The sequence below is a fragment of the Janthinobacterium algoris genome, from assembly GCF_051380935.1.
Classification (GTDB): Bacteria; Pseudomonadota; Gammaproteobacteria; order Burkholderiales; family Burkholderiaceae_D; genus Janthinobacterium.
This window is the reverse complement of the sequence record NZ_JBNYXZ010000036.1, coordinates 1-10,909: the sequence shown is the minus strand read 5'-3', so window position 1 is coordinate 10,909 and position 10,909 is coordinate 1. Positions and strand designations below refer to the sequence as shown.

Genomic DNA, 10,909 nt, shown 5'->3' with positions numbered 1-10,909 from the left:
CCAGCGGCGCCACTCGCGCCTCGGCAATGTTCCGCCCGCGTTGTTTGCTGAAAAATTCAGCAAACAACCACAGGCGGCTTGAAACAAGAGTGTCCGCTATTGACAGTACACCTCACATGTGGGTTTTGTGCGGTTTTTAGTTCTAACAACAGCTCTTCTATCTGTTCGTAGGTTAGATATGAAAGTTCAGTTTGCTGGACCTTGAACTGCCGTAATTTTCCAAGTGGATTTTCTGCAGTCCAGTAGCCTAGTCTTGCCAGTTCATTGAAGACAGAGCGTAGATAAGCGTGTTCTCGGTTCATGCTATTCGCAGACAGACCTGCTTCAAGCCGTTTTGTTCGGTACTCAGCGAACATGCTTGCACTGAAATTGCTGGCAATGGGATCACCTATCGCGTTAGCCATTGAGAGCAAGCGTTGTTTGGTATCCACCCCTGAACTGAGTCCAGTGCCGTGGTAATCGAACCATAGGCCAATCAGGGCAGATAGCTTTCTTAGGTCCTTCTTCTTCGGTGCCCAATCTGCATCTTGAGTTACCTGAGACTTGAGCCAAGCCTCATGCGCCTTCGCCTCTGCCTGCGTCTTGAATGTCTTCCGGAAGCGTTTTCCTCCTCTACCGCTCGGTTGAGAGTCTACTAACCATCCATTACTACTTTTTTTGATCGCCATCTATTTTGCCAACCTTTTGTCTGAAATCTGGAAGACCATCTAAGTAGTTCTCCTCCGATCCTGGATATTCCTCGGTGTTCCACGCTTGCCTAGAGCTTGAAATGTAATGTTCAATTTCTTTGAAGCGCATTTCTTCCGTGCCGATTAGGGCTATTCTCTCCGCGCTGGATATTCCTCCGTCCCCTTTGTCGTTCCTGCGTTGGTCAATTACTTCCCTCGTGGAAATTACTTCTCTGAAAAAGCGACTGGAATAGGGTGATGCTTTGTCCACCCACAACCCTAAATAGTCGAGCGTTTCGTCCTTGTTGGTGGCGATGCCAACGTGACCTGCGACTGGATCAGGGGTGCCAGTTACTAGCCAAAATGCATGTTCTGGCCATACTTTACTGACGCTTTCGATCATCTCAGCTGTAGGTCGTTGCCCCTTCGTGAATGCTTTCCGCCAGCTGACTGCGGCGATTCCAGATACCTCCTCTAGTTCTTTAAAGCGACGTGCCTCATGCGTTTTGGCACTAATAAGCGCCTGAAATCTATCAAAAAGGGTTTTTGAGCTTGACATTGGGTATGTATGGTATTAATGTGCGTACCATTAGTACTCGGCAGAGTACGTTTTGGGCGAATGTTAGGATCATTATGGTCAATTCTCAAGTAAATTTCCAGTCGATTCCAGTGCCATTGATGACGCGCGAAGCATTTGCGTCTGCTATTGGCCTGCCACTCGGTGTTTTAGTCGGTCAGTGTGAGCGAGGCTATTGGCCGCAGGTAACCATCGGTAAGAGGGTATTCGTGAATGTTGAGGCTGTTCGCATGCATGCCGCACAACGTGGTCAGGAGTTCTCGTTGTGACTAAATTTCTCCCTCTCCGTAAAGCTGATTGTGCGTTTTTCATGGTTGTTAACGCTCCTGGTACAGCTACATGGCAAAGCTCGAACGTGCACGCGGTAGCGGGTGCGGGCGAATTTTGCCGTGTGTCCGCCGAGGGCGGACCTGTTTGTCAGAGTACTTTGACTTCCGAGGAGAACCTGGCATGAAGAGTTCCGTGCAAATGGCTAGCTTAAACCCGCCTATTCGTGCTGTTGATGCAGAAGCTGTTCGTACCATTTACTGGTCGCGTGCATCAATCTCAGCTCGGATTGTCGCCGTTAAAGCGGCAAATTTTCCTGTGGAGCGCGCTAATAGCGACCTCATGTCTTTTGATGCATCAGAGCGAGATATCGTTTGGAGTGCGCTTCAAAATTTGCTGAGTGAGCTAACGATCATACAAAAATGTATGTGCTGTGAGCGCTCGGCCAATCCCGTATCTCAGGTGCATTGATGCTTGATATGGGTATCCCATCGCGTATGGCAAATGCTATGCATCGCCTATTCGGCGGCCTGGATGAGAAGAAGAATAAAGTTATCGAGGCGGTGCTCGCCGACGACCAACGCGTGCCACTCGCAACCGCTGGTGTGCTGACGGGCGAAGGTGCATTTCACCACGCCGCCGATGCGGCCGTGCGCGAATGTCACCGAATCTGTAATCGGGTATTGACTGACGACGCGATCTTGATTGCAATTGGTATGGTGTGCCGCCGCCGTGGCGTGGCTGTGCCTTGCGGTGAGACTGTATTGGAGATTGTTGATCGTGCACTGGATAAGCGTTGGTGGCTACGCCATATTCGCACTGAATTTAAGCGCCGCTTTGATCACGTCGCCAAGCAGCTTGGATTAGTTGGCAAGCACATTGACCCATATATCAGCCGTGAGTCCGCGATTATGCAAGAACACCGCAACCGCGAGAATCAAAAACTGCTCGAAGCATGTAAGGCAGTCAACGAAAACGGCGACGTCTATACGCTGGCTGAACTGGCCTCAAAGGGCGTCGGCAACAAAACATTGCGTCGCGGCGAACTTATGCTGCGAATACGCGGCTTTGAAGAAGCGGCGGGTGTACTGGGCCACGTTGCCATGTTCTGGACCATCACGTGTCCCAGCAAATTTCATAGTGTCGGCGGTACGAACGAGAAATACAAAGGCTTCACGACGCGCCAGGCACAGGCATACCTTTGTAAGGTTTGGGCGTGTATACGCGCTGCACTCCATCGTGCAGGGATTAAACCATATGGCTTTCGCGTTGCTGAACCACACACGGATGGATGCCCTCATTGGCACATGCTTTTGTTTGTCGATCCGGCACGTGTCAATGACATGGAAATGATCGTCACTGCCTACGCGCTTAAAGAGGATGAGGGCGAAAACGGCTCACATGAAAACCGCGTGAAGCTAATCAACATCGAAGCGGGTAATGGTAGCGCAGCGGGCTACATAGCTAAGTACGTAAGCAAGAACATCGACGGCTATGGCGTTGGTGAACACCATGCCTTCGAGGATGGTCGTACTTATGTCATCACCAGTGACAATCTTGGAAACATGGAATTTACGCCATCCAAACGCGTCACGCTCTGGGCACAGTTGAATGGAATTCGTCAGTTCCAGCAAATAGGCGGCCCATCGGTCACCGTTATGCGCGAGGTACGCCGTCTGACTGCAGATGCCGTCCAGCATGCGCCGGAAGTTATTCGCGAGGCATATCAAGCATGCCAGAAAATCGAATCCGAAGACCCAGCCGTGGCGCAGAAAGCTAGCTTCGCCCGCTTTATATGGGCCATGGGTGGGCCAACGTGCGGCCGCAATGCGGCAATCAAGCTGGTATGCCGTGAACAATTCTTTAAGGGGCGCTACGTTGCAAAAATGATCTCTAAGCCTGTTGGCGTATGTTGGGTGGCGCAGCCGCATGTCGTATATGAATCAGTGCGCTATCAATGGACCATCAGCGGGCCTGGAGAACGTGCTGTGTCTGCCTCGTTCGATTCTCAAATTGGGGTCTGCTCATCCCCGCCCTGGACTCGAATTGCTGCCGCCTCTGCTTCTACTTGGTCTAGTGTAAATAAGTGTACGCCACCAGTAAACGCAGAGCCAGCGTATCGGCCAAAAAATAAAATTATCTTCCCGTCCTTCGACGCTTCCCGGAGTTTTGACCGCACTGGTGCTCGATGCGTCAAGCAGGATCACATCGCTGTCTATGTGCGGCATCGGAAACGGGCACCAAGTGCCCCCAGCTTGCACTTGGAATACCTGCGCGAAAAATATAGGGAGCGCCATGAGGTACCCGTCACAACCTTGCGCAGGCCATCAGTGAATTAGAAATAGCTTCAAAGGTTTAGCAAGCGATTGTGTTATGTACCGGCGCGCAATCGTGAGAAGTACCACGCAAGCCGGAAATTATGCAGATAGTTTAGGGGAATAAAAATGGCGGAATCGAACGTAATGATGAAGGTGGACGACAAGAAGAGCTATCAGGCCGTCAAGGCGATGCAAGTGATGGTGAGCGGTCGTATCGAGGGTTCCAAATCATATGAGGGAAAGCGCTACACACAGGTGATCACGCCTGCGGCCGATGTCTATTCGCGGCCGCAGATGGTTGAGATTCGTAGCAAAGCTCGTCTGGGCGATAAGGGCGAGGAAATCTCAGTACCGTGTGCGCTGGGCGGTTTCCAGCGCAAGCCGTATGAAACGAAGGATAAGCAAACCGGTGAGGTTGTGAAGGTAGTGCCGGTTGAGCATACGCTCGATCTCATCGAAGAGTAATCGTTGCTAGGCGAGGAAGGCATGGATGCTGTCTCATCTGAAGTTGTGATTTCAATTGCAGTAGTTGTCTTGTTCGCTCTCGGTTGGATTGCCGGAGGACAGCGATGACTGGCCTGTTCAAGTCGCTCGGGCCGATCCTATTCCTGACAGGACTATTTGTCGCCGCCGTCTATCTTATCAAGTACGTCATTCATCGGATTGTGGGCCACAAATGACTATTTACCAGGTTGTCGGCTACTGTCTAACGGCGTTTGGTCTGGGTTATGCAGGGGGCGCGATTCGACGTATTGCGCGTCAGGCTATCGAGTCGCTTGACTAACCCCTGACTTACCAAGACAAAGTTTCCGAAGTACTCCCCGGCTTCGCCAAACCGGGGTTTTATTAATGGCATTTTTTTGAGAGTACACATGAAAGTAATCACTAAACAGGCGCTGGTCGCCGCTTCCGCAATGGCCGCTACCGGTGCAGCCTTCGCAGCTGGCGATCCGGGCGTTGAGGCCATTACTGCGCTGTCCGCGCAGGCGCAAACTTATATCACTGCTGCTTTCGCGGTCGCCGTGTTGGTTGCGGGGGGCTTCTGGGGCATCAAGATGATGAAGAAAGCGTTTGGTAAAGCTGGCTAATCTTTTTCCCGATTTACCTTGCGGCCAGCGTTTAATCACCTGGCCGTTTTATATGGCATCCACTCCATGGCATCGTTCAAGAAAACTGTCGTCATCCTATTTGTATCTGCCACGCTTGCGTTCGTGCCAATCCGGTCTCAGGCGATTGTTCCATTGATTGCGGGCTGGCTTTTAGAGATCACGTACGGTTCTATTCTCATCAGCGATATTGTTGCCGGGGTGACTGGCTCGATATCTGCATTTATGTGGTATGAGTGCAATAAGTTTGGAAGTATCAATACGAGTATGTGTAATAACAAGCCTCCATCGATGCCTGCCGCACAGGCTCCCAAGCCAGCTATCACCGTTAGTCTTAAGCCTGATGCAAAACGAGAAAATCCTGATCCAAAGAAGTTCTCCGACCCGGCCCCAGGTAGTGGCAAGCGCGATGTGACGCCGAAGCCCATCATCGCCGCGTCGGGTAAGGGACCACCGTCCAGCGCGCAGGGTATCCCTGGCGTTCCAGTAGGTCCTGGTGATATCGGCGTACTGACCCAGGCCCCGCGTGAGTCCAACGTTGGAGCTGCTGGCGTTGACCCGGCCATTCAGATTGCGCAATACAATGGTTCCGTGGCCCGTGGCGGTCCTGTGACCGGTATCGAAGTCGTGCCGCAGAAGACACCGGCTCAGCCAAAGGCTATTCCGTTCATCGCCATACACACCACCTGCGCGGCCAAGACAGATTGTCTTGCGCCTCTGCGGGCCACCGAGAACTATCTCGGCCAGTTCAACGGCTATAAGTACATCAATACCGCAGCTATTGAGTGTTGCTCCGGGACGATGCGGTATGTGAGCATCGCCTACCTTTACGATCAGGCCACGAATGTGACGCTGGTCTGCGATCCAGGCTATGTGGATCGAGGCCAGGACATTAGTGGTAGCTATCAGTGCGGCCTTACCGACGCCACCAAGGTCAAGAAACCAGCTGGCACCACCTGCGAGGTTCTGTTCGATCCGGCGTCTAAGGCATTCATGACGGACAAGGCTAACCCGGCATGTGATGGTTTGAACGACACCACGGATCTGACGCTTACATCCCAAGACGGCTCGCAGTCTATTGAAGTGGGGGCCAATGCTGGAGACGGTTTCGACATTAGCATTACCAAGTCGGATGGCAGCAAGGCCGGCCTCGACACAGGTGCATATGATCCTGGTACTGGTGGCTATGTCATCGTTCACGTCAACATTACGCCTCCCGAGAAACCTGACAACGGCTTGGGTTGTGGCGGCCCCGGTCAAAGCGCGTGCAGCGTTGAGTTTGCGCGTGACGATGCCACTAATATTAAGTCCAGTGATACCAACGCCGCCAACCGTACTGCGGACACGGGCATGAAGGGCAAGCTCGATGCGATTAGTTCAAGTCAGTTCAACTGGTCTTTCATTCCCTCGATACCTACCGCGGTCTGTAAAAATCCGTCGCTCAAAAGTCCCATAGGCAACGTTACCATCAACATGGATATTTGCGTCTGGTTTGACCGCCTCTCGTTCTTTATCAACGCTGTGCTTGGTGTGCTGTGTGTTTACGGCTGTGTTAACCAAATTCAATCTGCCATTCGGGACTGATCATGAGGCGATTCCATTTCCTAATGCTGGGTTTATCCGTCATAGGCCTTGCAATGACAGCTTCGGCCAATGCGCAGACCACTAGCTCGGCATGTGGCGGCTCTTCGCAGCCTCGTTGCCAAGTCACTGCACCTGCCGATCAAGCCACAACCGATTACACGAAATCGAACACGGACAATATCGGCTCTTGGAATACTTATTCTCAGTCGCAGGTTAATGTCGCATCGAACCGTTTCACTTGGTCGTTTGTACCAAAAATTCCGACTGCGGCCTGCGTCAATCCCATGATCGATGGCCCCAATGGTAGTGGTGCGGTGATGATGGACATTTGCTCCCCACTTGCCACTTTTCAGACGTTCATTAATGGCGTCTTGGCTTTCTTCTGTCTGCTGGGCTGTGTTCAGCAAATCCGGGCCGCACTGGCCGTCAACTAGGAGCATCATCATGTGGGCAACTCTTATTGGTTATCTCGGCTTCGAGAATACCGCCAAAGTTGGGATGCGCGTTTGGGCCGTCACCACGCTAACGGCAATGGTTGCCGCGTTATGGGCCGCTGGCCAGGTCTGCGCAAACGTTGTTTGCGGTCCCGTCATTCAAGGCATTAGCCAGTCTCACCCTAACTTCGCTGTGGGCTTGTCGCTTGCATTCAACCCGGTCACGTACACGCTCGCCAGCGTGTATTGCAGCGTGTGGGCAGCATGTGCCCTATACACGTACAAGAAGACCATCCTCGACAAGCTGATCTGACATGGCCGTTTACGCTATCACCGGCAAGCTCGGAAGCGGCAAGGGCAAGGGCGCGATGAAGTTGTTGCGCGACTACCTGCGCGCTGGCAAACGCGTTGCGACAAACTGTGACGTGTTCATGGAACATATGATGCCGGGGCAGTCGAAGCAGACTGTTATTCGCGTGCCGGACAAACCCACGTCGGCGGACCTGTACGCCATCGGCTCAGGCAACCGCTTCATCGACTTCGAGCCTGTGCTCAAATACACCGCAAAGGGGTTCGAGTACACGCCGCCCACGCCGCAGCTTCTCCCCGGTTTCGACGAGTCGCACAACGGGGCGCTGTTCCTCGACGAATGCGCGTCCTGGTTAAATACCCGGGACTTCCAAGCTGGTGGACGTAAGGATCTGCTGGAATGGGCAATCCATGCACGTAAGTACGGATGGGATGTGTATTTCATCTGCCAGAACATCAGCCAGATTGACAAGCAGTTGCGCGACAGCCTGTTCGAGTACGTGGTGCGCATGAGTCGCCTCGACCGGATGAAAGTGCCGTTTGTTTCGGCCGCCTTCAAGCTGATCACGGCTGGCTTCAGCGACGGCTCACTGCCCCGCATGCATATCGGCGTGGTGCGTCTCGGTTGCTCTCCGGATGGCGTCGTAGCCGACCGCTGGCACTTCCGGGGTGATGACTTGAACCGGGCCTATAACACCACACAAGTGTTCTCGGACAGTTACCCGCATGCTATCCATTGCTTGCTGCCTAGCTGGCACTTGCAGTCACGCACCGGCATCCGTCCTGGCTTCGTTGGCCCTGTACGTATTCCCCAGGACTACGAACTTCTCGCAGTCCGCCCGATTCCTCCCAAACCACCGCACAAGCACATGACCAAGTTTCTCGCAATCGCTCTAATATTTGGCCTCGTACTTGGGGGCGTAGGCTCCCATGTACTTAGACCGATGTTTTTCACCCCCTCTGCCGCCGTGGCCGATGCTGCCAAGCCGGTCAAGTTCTCCGAGACCGTTACCGGTAAAGGGTTTCTTACCAACTCCGGTTCGGTGAGCGTGGTTCTCTCCGATGGCCGTGTTGTATCGCCGCTGCGCTTCAAGTCTGGTGCCAGCGGCTGGGAGGCCGAAATCGAAACGGGACTGTGGGTCAGAGGAGGCGCGCAATGAGGCGCTTTCTGTCGGCCCTGATCCTTGCCCCAGTCTTGGCGATTGCCGCCCCGGCCCCGGCTCCTGTCTCACTGAGCTTCAATGCCACGCCGCTGATGGCGTTCGGCGAAGCTATGTTTAAGGCGATCATGCACCGGGACTTCGTGGTATCCCCCGACGTTATCGGAATCGACAAACGAATTACGATCAACGTAAAGAACATCGACGCCGCCGAGCTGCCACGCTTCGTTGAAGACCTGCTGCTGCGCGAGGGGATTACGACGACGCTCAAGGGCGGCATCTACTACCTGTCGCTGAATCGTGAGATCGGCCCGCAGGATGCAATTGCGAGCCAGCCGCTACCTGCGCACTCGGCTAGTCAGGCATTGGGCATTACTAGCCCGCAAATCGCGCCCATTGGCATCGCTGGTCACGTGCTGCCAGATACCGCAGGTTTTCAAACGCGGAAAGAAGACGAAGAATCGGAACTTTTTGCGCCCATTCACAGGACCAGCGAATTTGTGAGCGCAGTTGTCGCCGCTGGTTTCGGTGCCAAGGCTGCCACCGTCGCTGGCGAATTGGTGGTGCTTACTGGCTCTAAAGCAGCTGTTTCCAAGATGCTTTCGTTGTGCCGCAGTCTTGATACGCACGCCAAGATGGTCGACGTCTCGGCATCGTGGATTGAAGTCACTAACAGCAGCGGCTCTGGCCGTGGCATTTCATTGGCGGCCTCCTTTCTGGGGGCCAAGCTAGGAGCCTCGCTCGGTACAACCAATTCGGGTTCGGTCATCAGTCTGAAGAACACACGCTTTGAGCTGGTCATTGATGCGCTGAACAGCGATACCCGTTTCAAACAGGTTACGAACAGCCGTCTTGTTGGCTATGACAGGACCAAGCTTAAATTGACGGTGGGTGACAAGACGGCCACTGTTTCCAGTAGTGGCAACGACAATGCAGGCAATCGGGTTCAAAACATCGTGTATACGCCGTCCGGGGTCATCATCGACGCCTTGCCTCGCGTATTGGGGAGCGGAGAGATTAGCCTGGACGTGGACGCGCAGATCAGTAGCTTTAAAGCGAATAGTAGCGGGCTTATCGGGTCCCCGACACTCATCCTGCGCCAGTTGACCACCACCGTAGGTCTTAAAGATGGTGACGTAATGCTGCTGGGCGGATTGCAGGATACCCAGTCGTCGGAATCGAAATCCGGGTTGAGTTTCCTGCCTGCATCATGGTCCGCTGGGTCGGACAGCAAGACTCAGACCGATCTAGTGCTCGTGGTATCTGCAAAGGTCTTAGACGACTAGGGCAAATTGTATTGCTATTTGCAACAGCTGCAACAGGATGATGAACGAGCGTTTCATCGCCGTATGTTGTTGCGATTCTGGGATTATCATGGGATGGTTGGACGGGTTAAAGGCTCAACTAAATGAGGATGGCAACTCGGCTCAATCACGACGCGCACTCGACTTCTGAGTGTTTATGCGTACATATTTTGGGCTTCGTCCGTCAGGAAACTTTGAAAGCCTTGACAGGTTTTATCAACGAGAATTTACCGTGAAAAGTCGCTGATACCTAGCTGTCGGAACTCACGTCGACGCGACAAAGGCGATGGGAAATCGTTGCTCCATACCAATGATCAAAGGAAAAATAATGAAAACATATGTTCGCCTGACTGATGCCGGTTTCGCCGCCAAGATGGAAGATGGGCGTTTGATCGAGCGCTCCGATTTGCTTGACCTGGCTCATGAGCTACACGCCGCTGGTGTAAATGCTGACGATGTGTATTGTGGCGATTGGCGCGAAGGAGAGAATGTTTTGATGTCAGGCCAGCAGGTCGCCTTGAAGTTTGAATTGCGCCGACTTGGATTGTATGCATGATTCTATTTTCGGATGTTTGCGCTGACATTGAGTTGGCGAGACTGTGTTGACCCTAAGTACTCGCATTCAAACCATCATAGACCCATAAGTGATTCGCATTCGAAAGTAGCCTTTGATTAACGTCTGAAATTGACACTCGATTCGACGCTACTTGGCTCTGCGGGCGGGCCGAAAGCCAATCCGATAGAGATACAATGTTCTTTTTGAGAATAATCTCTACTTTTAGCATGATCTAAAAAGGAGGGATTATCCAGCGACGGAGAAATAATGCAGAACCTGGGATCTAAAGCAAAGAATGCCATCAATCGCATTGCCGCTATGGGAACACGAAATCCACACATTGCATTGTCCGGCTGCCTATTCAGTGCCGGCGGCCTCTTACTTTTTACGAATGTCGTACCGACAGTTGCTGGCGCCTTATTTGGTGCCGCCGCGTCGTTGCTAGGCGCCGGCGTCACCGAATTTAACAAGAAGAAAGCAGATTTGTCAGACAAAGTTCGCCGGGAGGCTTGAGGTGTACTGTCAATAGCGGACACTCTTGTTTCAAGCCGCCTGTGGTTGTTTGCTGAATTTTTCAGCAAACAACGCGGGCGGAACATTGCCGAGGCGCGAGTGGCGCCGCTGGC

The 10,909-nt window shown here is 53.0% G+C and carries 15 protein-coding genes; 12 read left to right on the top strand and 3 right to left on the bottom strand.

Going from position 1 to position 10,909, the window contains the following annotated elements:
* Window positions 1-56: 56 nt before the first annotated feature.
* Window positions 57-668 (bottom strand): phage integrase, encoded by a 612-nt coding sequence (locus ACQ4W7_RS28915; protein WP_436535154.1) that lies wholly within the window; start codon window positions 666-668, stop codon window positions 57-59.
* Window positions 649-1,227: a hypothetical protein gene (locus ACQ4W7_RS28910; protein WP_436535152.1), complete on the bottom strand. Its 579-nt coding sequence runs from the start codon at window positions 1,225-1,227 to the stop codon at window positions 649-651. The genes ACQ4W7_RS28915 and ACQ4W7_RS28910 overlap by 20 nt, the downstream gene beginning before the upstream one ends.
* Before the next feature lie 74 nt (window positions 1,228-1,301).
* Here ACQ4W7_RS28910 and ACQ4W7_RS28905 point away from each other — a divergent pair, with 74 nt between their 5' ends.
* The 12 genes from ACQ4W7_RS28905 to ACQ4W7_RS28850 all read left to right on the top strand — a co-directional run bounded on the left by ACQ4W7_RS28905 (window position 1,302) and on the right by ACQ4W7_RS28850 (window position 10,283).
* Entirely contained in the window at window positions 1,302-1,514 is a 213-nt protein-coding gene (locus ACQ4W7_RS28905) for a hypothetical protein (RefSeq protein ID WP_128089153.1), read from the top strand.
* Window positions 1,515-1,695: 181 nt separating this feature from the next.
* Window positions 1,696-1,983 (top strand): hypothetical protein, encoded by a 288-nt coding sequence (locus tag ACQ4W7_RS28900; RefSeq protein ID WP_436535150.1) that lies wholly within the window; start codon window positions 1,696-1,698, stop codon window positions 1,981-1,983.
* Window positions 1,984-2,021: 38 nt separating this feature from the next.
* Complete coding sequence (locus ACQ4W7_RS28895) at window positions 2,022-3,851, top strand: replication endonuclease (RefSeq protein WP_436535148.1); 1,830 nt, start codon at window positions 2,022-2,024, stop codon at window positions 3,849-3,851.
* A gap of 105 nt (window positions 3,852-3,956) precedes the next feature.
* The gene (locus ACQ4W7_RS28890) at window positions 3,957-4,295 is read left to right on the top strand and encodes a single-stranded DNA-binding protein (RefSeq protein WP_436535146.1); all 339 of its coding nucleotides are present in this window, start codon (window positions 3,957-3,959) and stop codon (window positions 4,293-4,295) included.
* A 21-nt stretch (window positions 4,296-4,316) separates the two neighbouring features.
* A complete protein-coding gene (locus tag ACQ4W7_RS28885; protein WP_226936322.1) occupies window positions 4,317-4,403 on the top strand; it encodes a tail virion protein G7P-2 in 87 nt (28 codons plus the stop codon).
* 299 nt (window positions 4,404-4,702) lie between these two features.
* Window positions 4,703-4,918 (top strand): major coat protein, encoded by a 216-nt coding sequence (locus ACQ4W7_RS28880; RefSeq protein ID WP_086145741.1) that lies wholly within the window; start codon window positions 4,703-4,705, stop codon window positions 4,916-4,918.
* A 66-nt stretch (window positions 4,919-4,984) separates the two neighbouring features.
* On the top strand, window positions 4,985-6,520 hold the full coding sequence (locus ACQ4W7_RS28875) for a hypothetical protein (RefSeq protein ID WP_436535144.1): 1,536 nt from the start codon (window positions 4,985-4,987) through the stop codon (window positions 6,518-6,520).
* 53 nt (window positions 6,521-6,573) lie between these two features.
* The gene (locus ACQ4W7_RS28870) at window positions 6,574-6,954 is read left to right on the top strand and encodes a hypothetical protein (protein ID WP_436478211.1); all 381 of its coding nucleotides are present in this window, start codon (window positions 6,574-6,576) and stop codon (window positions 6,952-6,954) included.
* Window positions 6,955-6,964: 10 nt separating this feature from the next.
* Window positions 6,965-7,267, top strand: a complete 303-nt coding sequence (locus ACQ4W7_RS28865; RefSeq protein WP_070345888.1) for a hypothetical protein — start codon at window positions 6,965-6,967, stop codon at window positions 7,265-7,267.
* A 1-nt stretch (window position 7,268) separates the two neighbouring features.
* Window positions 7,269-8,423 carry a zonular occludens toxin domain-containing protein gene (locus ACQ4W7_RS28860; protein WP_436535142.1) on the top strand — a complete coding sequence of 385 codons (1,155 nt, stop codon included), beginning with the start codon at window positions 7,269-7,271 and terminating at the stop codon, window positions 8,421-8,423.
* The gene (locus ACQ4W7_RS28855; protein ID WP_436535140.1) at window positions 8,420-9,709 is read left to right on the top strand and encodes a type II secretion system protein GspD; all 1,290 of its coding nucleotides are present in this window, start codon (window positions 8,420-8,422) and stop codon (window positions 9,707-9,709) included. Before ACQ4W7_RS28860 ends, ACQ4W7_RS28855 begins: the two co-directional genes overlap by 4 nt.
* 346 nt (window positions 9,710-10,055) lie before the next feature.
* Complete coding sequence (locus ACQ4W7_RS28850; RefSeq protein ID WP_436535138.1) at window positions 10,056-10,283, top strand: hypothetical protein; 228 nt, start codon at window positions 10,056-10,058, stop codon at window positions 10,281-10,283.
* Window positions 10,284-10,399: 116 nt separating this feature from the next.
* On the opposite strand, the gene ACQ4W7_RS28845 is transcribed toward ACQ4W7_RS28850, so the two are convergent.
* Window positions 10,400-10,909, bottom strand: a 510-nt coding sequence (locus ACQ4W7_RS28845; RefSeq protein ID WP_436535136.1) for a hypothetical protein, incomplete at its 5' end; no start/stop codon positions are given.

Coding starts and splice junctions, on each gene's coding strand:
- ACQ4W7_RS28875 (WP_436535144.1), top strand. CDS start 4,985: ATGGCATCGTTCAAGAAAACTGTCGTCATCCTATTTGTATCTGCCACG.
- ACQ4W7_RS28860 (WP_436535142.1), top strand. CDS start 7,269: ATGGCCGTTTACGCTATCACCGGCAAGCTCGGAAGCGGCAAGGGCAAG.
- ACQ4W7_RS28890 (WP_436535146.1), top strand. CDS start 3,957: ATGGCGGAATCGAACGTAATGATGAAGGTGGACGACAAGAAGAGCTAT.
- ACQ4W7_RS28870 (WP_436478211.1), top strand. CDS start 6,574: ATGACAGCTTCGGCCAATGCGCAGACCACTAGCTCGGCATGTGGCGGC.
- ACQ4W7_RS28885 (WP_226936322.1), top strand. CDS start 4,317: ATGGATGCTGTCTCATCTGAAGTTGTGATTTCAATTGCAGTAGTTGTC.
- ACQ4W7_RS28900 (WP_436535150.1), top strand. CDS start 1,696: ATGAAGAGTTCCGTGCAAATGGCTAGCTTAAACCCGCCTATTCGTGCT.
- ACQ4W7_RS28895 (WP_436535148.1), top strand. CDS start 2,022: ATGCATCGCCTATTCGGCGGCCTGGATGAGAAGAAGAATAAAGTTATC.
- ACQ4W7_RS28850 (WP_436535138.1), top strand. CDS start 10,056: ATGAAAACATATGTTCGCCTGACTGATGCCGGTTTCGCCGCCAAGATG.
- ACQ4W7_RS28855 (WP_436535140.1), top strand. CDS start 8,420: ATGAGGCGCTTTCTGTCGGCCCTGATCCTTGCCCCAGTCTTGGCGATT.
- ACQ4W7_RS28865 (WP_070345888.1), top strand. CDS start 6,965: ATGTGGGCAACTCTTATTGGTTATCTCGGCTTCGAGAATACCGCCAAA.
- ACQ4W7_RS28880 (WP_086145741.1), top strand. CDS start 4,703: ATGAAAGTAATCACTAAACAGGCGCTGGTCGCCGCTTCCGCAATGGCC.
- ACQ4W7_RS28905 (WP_128089153.1), top strand. CDS start 1,302: ATGGTCAATTCTCAAGTAAATTTCCAGTCGATTCCAGTGCCATTGATG.
- ACQ4W7_RS28910 (WP_436535152.1), bottom strand. CDS start 1,227: ATGTCAAGCTCAAAAACCCTTTTTGATAGATTTCAGGCGCTTATTAGT.
- ACQ4W7_RS28915 (WP_436535154.1), bottom strand. CDS start 668: ATGGCGATCAAAAAAAGTAGTAATGGATGGTTAGTAGACTCTCAACCG.